Genomic DNA, 6,151 nt, shown 5'->3' on the forward strand with positions numbered 1-6,151 from the left:
ATTTAGTTTCATTTGTACTGATACTACCAGATTCGATCTTAATTATTAATTATTTGGCAAACTAATAGCAAACTCAGTTCCTGTTCCTAATTCTGAAGTACAAGTAATTTTACCTCCATGTTTTTCAACTACAATTTGACGAGAAATTGATAAACCTAATCCCGTTCCTTTTCCTACTCCTTTTGTGGTAAATAAATTCTCGAATATTTTCTGTTTTACTTCCTCAGATATTCCCATACCATTATCTGCAATATGGATAATTGCCTGTTGTTTTTCATCCTCAATTTCTGTGGTAATTATAATTTGATTTGGTGCTGATTTTATTTCCTCAAAAGTTTTACCAGAATTACTTTCTTCTAAAGCATCAATAGCATTAGCAATTAAATTCATAAACACTTGATTTAATTGTCCGGGATAACAGTTAATTTCTGGCAAGTCACCATAGTTTTTTATTACTTGAATTTCTGGGCGAAGTTCATTAGCTTTGAGTCGGTGTCTAAGAATTAATAAAGTGCTATCTATGCCATCATGGATATTAAATGGAACTTTCGCTATTGTATCGGCACGAGAGAAAGTACCCATTGATTTACTAATCTCTGCAATACGTTTTGTTCCTTCTTTCATTGACTTAATTAAGTCTGGTAAATCTTCTCTCAAATAATCTAGTTCTATCTCTTCAATTTTGTGTTGAATTTTTTGACTATTATGTTCAAATCCTTGTTGATAAAGGTCCAACAAATCCATTAAATCCTGAATATATCCGGTGGCGTAATCTAAGTTGCCTCCAATAAATCCCACAGGATTATTAATTTCGTGAGCCACACCAGAAACTAATTGACCAATTGAAGCCATTTTTTCGTTTTGTACCAGTTGTAGTTGTGTTTGCTCTAATTGTTGGGCATAATTCTGAGATTCTCCATAAAGTCTGGCGTTTTCTAGGGAAATGGCTGCTTGGGAACAAAGTAAACTTAATACTTCCACTCGTTCCCTGGTAAATGCTCCAGTAATTTGATTGTTTTCTAGGTAGAGAACGCCGATAAGTTTAGCGCGATCTATTAAAGGCAAACATAAAACAGACTGAGGTTGGTGTTTTTGGATATAAGCATCGCCTGCACAAGCATTGTTGTTACTAGCGTTATCCAAAACTAAAGGCTTTTGGCTGCGCTTGACTTGATTGATAATACTTAAAGGTACTGCCTGACTGGTTGTCACAGGAATAGGGGTAAGGGTGGGAGTTTCTTGGCCAGTAGCAAGAGCAGTGAGGATTAATTCTTGGTCAGTAAACAGCATCAAGGCCACGGTTTCGGCTCCAGCATTTTCTCTGACTACTTCCATTAAATTAGAGATCGCTCCGTCTAAGGATATATCTTCTGAAAGGGTGCGCGATGCTTTCATTAGAGTGGCTAAATCTAATACTTCTCCTGCTCCTGTTGCAGTTGGGGAAATTGTTCCTTGAGTTAAACTGGTGAGAGTCGCACTGGAAGTTAAAGTAACTTTTTGTCTTTTGAGAATGGGTGCTAGGAGGTGAGGATAGCGCTTTTCTAAGTCTTCAGTTTTTGCTTTCGCTCCCCAACGGACATAGCCATAGTAAGCTTCTTGCATGTAGATAGCTGCAATTTTTTCTTTGTCCCAGTTAAGATAGAATTTAGCTGCTAGTTCATTAGCAAGGGCTTCTTCTTGGATATATTCATTTTCTTTGGCTCTGGCGATGGCTTTGTCGTACATTTCAATTGCTTCTAGTTTATGTTCTAATACTCGGCATTTTTCTGCTTCAACTAAATCATATTTATGTTGAAAATTCATAGGAGCATGAGATGCCCAAATCTTCATTTTATGTTGATTTTCCTCTACCTTTGCCAAATATTTCGCAATCATAGAATCTTCTAAATCAGCTGATTGACTAATACAACTTAGGTAGATCAAAGAATCATAAAAGTGAAAGACATATTCTGTGAGAAATCCTCTGGGTGCATCTAAATATTTTTCAGCTAACTTTGAAAATTCTAAGGCTTGGTTAGAACTAGAAAATAAATATTTTAAAATTGCTTGATGAAAATATAGGAAATGTAAGCCAAATCCATCGTTAGATTCAAGGAAAAATTGGGCGATTTCATTAGTATTGAAAGAGTTACTTGTTAAGTGAGATGGTGTATGTAGTTGACCTAATAATTTATCAACTGCCTGAGCAAAAATTTGATTCCAATTTAATGCAGCCTTTTGATGTATGCTGTTTATTACTTGATTGCTTTTGATGATTTCCGATTGTAGCTCAGTCAATGTTTGACCGACAAAGTAAAGATGTTGGCATTTTACAAATACTGAATAACCAGCAAACTCAAAATCTCCACTCTCCAGACCACTAATATGAGCTTCTGACAAAAAAGGCAATGTTTCCTTAACATGAAATTTGATATGAGTTGTGTAAGCTCCTACAACTTCAAGAACTTTACTTTTGATAACATTGGACTCAAAGCGATGTAGAATTTCTAAGCTTAGTTGACCAAGCCGATAAAACTCATCAATATCTTGCTCTAACAAATTTACTAAAATTCCATAGGATACATATCCATAGGCTGAGTAAGGAGAATTACCATGCTGTAACGATATTTTAACCAGTTCAAAAGTAATAAACCAAAATAAATTAGTATCTGCAATAATAGCAGAAGCACCAATAGTCATTAAAGTATTGGCGACTGCTAGTTTTTGAGGATCATTTAGTTCTGGTAAATTTGCTATTTTGTTCAGATCTAATTGATGAACAAAAGCCTTGATTTGGCTAAATTCTTGTTTAACATCCTCAAAATTTGGTGAACTAGGTAAAAATATATCGAATTCTTGAAGAAGATTACGGGCGATATCAATGGCAGAAATAAAATCCTGTTGGGCTCCATAAAATTGAATTTGAGTTTGCAGTGTATTGACAGTATCAAAATAGCATTTAGCTTCTTCTTTAATAATTTTTATAAAGGTATTCATCTGCTCTACCTGACCTGTCAAATAAGCTGCTTCTACAGCACTTTCGTGAAGCTTTAAGGAGAGAGAATAATTTTGTTCCCAACAGTCTTTTGGGAGCAATTTAATACCAAGCTCAAAGTAATTTAAAGCAGCCATATATGCAGTGGCTAATTTAGCTTGGTTCCCAGCTTGAAAATTCAGTGAAGCTAATGATTTTTTCTCCGTGGAAGCGGTGATTTTTTCCAATCCCATATTTAGCTGATTGACAATATCAAATATTTTTTCATTTCTTTGCTTTAGTGGTACTTTTTCTAGTAGTAAACGACCAATTATTAAATGAGTTTCTTGTTTATAAGACGTATCAATTAAAGAGTAAGCAGCTTGTTAAACTCGATCATGCAAGAATTTATAATTAACAGCTTGGGATTTTTTTTCTTGATTACCTAATAATTCTTCCCCAAGATAAAACTTATAGGTTTCACTTTGGGGCAAAATAAAACCTTCTTGCAAAGCTCTCCACAAACTATGTGCTGTATCTTCTTCTGATTTTTCACAGACAATTGCCAAAGTAGCTAAATCAAACTGATTACCAATACAAGCAGATAACTTTAACACCTCTTGAGTTTGAGTAGGCAATTTCTGCAACCTCTGTGCCATAAACTCCACCACATCATTCGTAAGCGCCCTTAGTCTCACCTCAGCAAGATCGCACTCCCAATACCCCACATCATTATTAAACTTAATTAATTCATCTCCATACAAACCCAACAGAAACTGAGTAGTGAAAAACGGATTTCCCTTCGTCTTATGATACACCAACTCCGTTAACGGTTTCGCCACCTCCTCATCACAGTTAAGGGTATCTGTCACTAAACAATTTATATTATCTAACGACAAAGGCACTAAAGTAATAGTATTAATTGTTGCCTCTGCCTTCCCCATCTCATCTAGGGTTAACATCAACGGATGGGCAGGAAATACCTCATTATTCCGATATGCACCAATCATCAGCAAATAGGCATTGGAAGTTTCACCCATCAAAAGTTTCATCAAATTTAGAGAAGCCGAATCTGCCCACTGTAAATCATCAAGGAAAATGACTAAAGGATGCTCTTTTGTTGTGAAAACTTGAATAAACTTAGCAAACAACAAATTAAAACGATTTTGGGCTGCACTTCCTGATAATTCTGGCACAACAGGTTGCTTACTAATTATTCTCTCTAACTCCGGAATCACATCAATAATTACCCGTCCATTTTCTCCTAGTGCATCCAGAATTTGATCTTTCCATTCCTGTAGTTGAGCATCACTTTCACTCAATAATTGTCCCATTAAATCTCGCAGAGATTGCACCAATGCAGAGAACGGAATATTTCGATTAAACTGGTCAAATTTACCTTTAATAAAATAACCCCTTTGCCTGACAATAGGTTTGTGAACTTCGTTGACTACTACTGTTTTTCCAATCCCAGAGAAACCTGCTACCAACATTAGCTCACTTTTTTCCTCTGCTACTCTCTCAAATGCTGCTAATAACTGTTGCACCTCTGCTTCTCTACCATATAATTTTTCTGGGATAAGAAAGCGATCGCTTATATCCCTACTTCCTAACTCAAAATACTCTATTTTTCTCTGAGACTGCCATTCCTGCCGACATTTTCCCAAATCATATTTTAAACCCAAAGCACTCTGATAGCGGTCTTCCGCATTTTTTGCCATCAACTTGAGAACTATCTGTGATACTACTTGAGGTATTTCTTCTGTGTTTGGGAATACTGGCATCTTCGCCAGATGACAATGCACTAATTCCATGGGATCAGTAGTTTCAAATGGTAAGACTTTATTTAACATTTCAAAAAACGTGACACCCAACGAGTAAAAGTCGCTGCGATAATCTATGCCTCGATTCATCCTTCCTGTTTGCTCTGGGGAAATATAGGCTAAAGTTCCTTCTAAGACATTGGGTGTTTGAATAGTTTGAGTTTCTTTTGGAAGTAAGGTAGAAATACTAAAGTCAATAATTTTTACTTGCTTAGTTTGAGGATTGATGAGTATATTTGCTGGTTTAATATCTTTATGAATAATTCGGTTTTTGTGTAATTTATAGATAATTTCTGCTATTTGAATGGCTATGTCTAAAAATCGGGATATGTCTTTTGTTTGAGGTAATAATTTCTGATAATATTCACCTAAAGAAATGCCACCAAAGTCTGGCATAATTAAGGCATAACCATTCTGATAATATTCTATGGCTAATGGCTTGACAATACCTTCTATGTGGAGATTTCTAGCAATGGTGTATTGGTTGCGAAATTGGACTAATTCAGTAAAGGAAGGAAACTGATTGCGCATCAGTTTAATCACTACTGGTTGAGAGTTTGCTTTAGACACTCCACGATAGACAACAGTCCGTTCGCTCTCATGTATTAAGTCTCCGATTTCGTAATCGGTTAAAGATGTTATAGTTATACTCATGGCTATAGGTATTAATTTTATTTGAATATTTTATCAAATATCTTCTCTCATTGCGAATTTTTCAAGCTATCGAATGCTTAAATAGGAGTAGTCATTTCAGTTATTACTTAACCTGCTGGATTGTAACTGCTTTGAAATTACTAACGCTAGAAATTATTATATATAGAACCCATTTGGTATCTTTTCTGTCCACGGTTATAATTAAGTAGTGATATACCTGCCGCTAGGCTCCGCCAACGCCAATTATAGCAATGAGCGCTGGCATATTTACATATTACAAAGATTATCTTGATGTAGTACACTGTACTGTATGACCTGCATTTTTCATAAATTAGGCGATATAGCTGCCGCACTTGCTCCGCCAACGCCAAACACTAAAGTTTTAAGGATGCGTGTAATGGATTTAAAATTTACAGTTTATAACGGCTTTGTTGCATGAATGTTGCAATCGCATTCATTCTGCTATCGCTAACACTACTCCCTCGCACTCGCACCTTGTGTGATAGCGTTCGCGAAGCGTCTCCTCTGGAGAATTGTCTCAAAGAGCAACTACACTAATTATTCAAGCAAGCATATCTTTGATCACTAGGGAAAAACTTGAGCATTTTCAATTGGCCGCTGCATCTACACAGTCTCTAAAATTCTTAAATTCTTTGAGTTTTTGTCTGATATCATGTCCGGTAGCATTGGTATTGTATAGAGAAGGTAAGGAAGAAGGAAG

Annotated in this window: 2 protein-coding genes; both read right to left on the reverse strand. The window is 35.8% G+C overall.

Going from position 1 to position 6,151, the window contains the following annotated elements; all coding sequences use genetic code 11:
* Positions 1–45: 45 nt before the first annotated feature.
* Positions 46–3,207 carry a trifunctional serine/threonine-protein kinase/ATP-binding protein/sensor histidine kinase gene (locus ACP6PL_RS28470; RefSeq protein ID WP_426548711.1) on the reverse strand — a complete coding sequence of 1,054 codons (3,162 nt, stop codon included), beginning with the start codon at positions 3,205–3,207 and terminating at the stop codon, positions 46–48.
* Between the two features lie 132 nt (positions 3,208–3,339).
* Positions 3,340–5,430: an ATP-binding protein gene (locus ACP6PL_RS28475; RefSeq protein ID WP_426548712.1), complete on the reverse strand. Its 2,091-nt coding sequence runs from the start codon at positions 5,428–5,430 to the stop codon at positions 3,340–3,342.
* Positions 5,431–6,151 lie beyond the last annotated feature (721 nt).

It is taken from the genome of Dapis purpurea BLCC-M126 (assembly GCF_050015975.1).
Lineage (GTDB): Bacteria > Cyanobacteriota > Cyanobacteriia > Cyanobacteriales > Microcoleaceae > Trichodesmium.